At 51.1% G+C, this 687-nt stretch carries 2 pseudogenes; one reads left to right on the forward strand and one right to left on the reverse strand.

Annotated features, from left to right (window positions below):
- Positions 1–159 (reverse strand): annotated as a pseudogene (locus HU767_RS28540) (arginine-ornithine antiporter); the annotation flags it as partial.
- Between the two features lie 369 nt (positions 160–528).
- Here HU767_RS28540 and HU767_RS28545 point away from each other — a divergent pair.
- Positions 529–687 (forward strand): annotated as a pseudogene (locus HU767_RS28545) (arginine-ornithine antiporter); the annotation flags it as partial.

Raw genomic sequence — 687 nt, forward strand, 5'->3', positions numbered from 1 at the left:
CATGCCGACGGCGGTGATGGCCCAGCCGATCAGCACCGCGCCGACATCGGCACTGGCTGCCATGTTTTGTGGCAGGGAAAAGATTCCCCCGCCGATCATTGAGCCGACGACCAATGCGACCAACGCACCCAATCGAAGTTTTTCGGGGGTATCAGACATATGCGAGACTCCAATGCAGGAGAAGAGAGTCAACAGACTAAGTCGATTTGAAAGTTAATTAGCTGATCTGGATCAGTGCATGACAACATTCCATTGTAATGAAGAACTTAAAGCGTCCGTTGGCGTGTTTAGATGCACAAAAAGCCTATTCCAGAGGCTTTTTGCAGGGGCGCTGGGTGATTGCGTTTCCGTAGGATATTCACGCTAGTTGATTTCCACTGAGCCGCAACTATTTTGTAGGTGGCTGTCCTGGTATTTTTATTTAGCGCCATTGAATAGTGGCTGATAAATAAGACAACGGACTTTGCAATGCGCGCGTTATTCAAAAACGCTATCGGCTTTTATTTAATTATTAAATAGCGAGGGGAAATGTCGCCACCGACTGAAAAGTTGCCACTGGGCGCGTTGGTCGCACTGGTGGTGGGGTCGATGATCGGTGGTGGGATCTTTTCCCTGCCGCAAAACGTCGCGGCTAGGGCCGATGTCGGTGCGGTACTGATCGGCTGGGCCATCACCGCTGTCGGCATG

The sequence above is a fragment of the Pseudomonas sp. SWRI179 genome, assembly GCF_014268705.1.
Classification (GTDB): Bacteria; Pseudomonadota; Gammaproteobacteria; order Pseudomonadales; family Pseudomonadaceae; genus Aquipseudomonas; species Aquipseudomonas zanjanensis.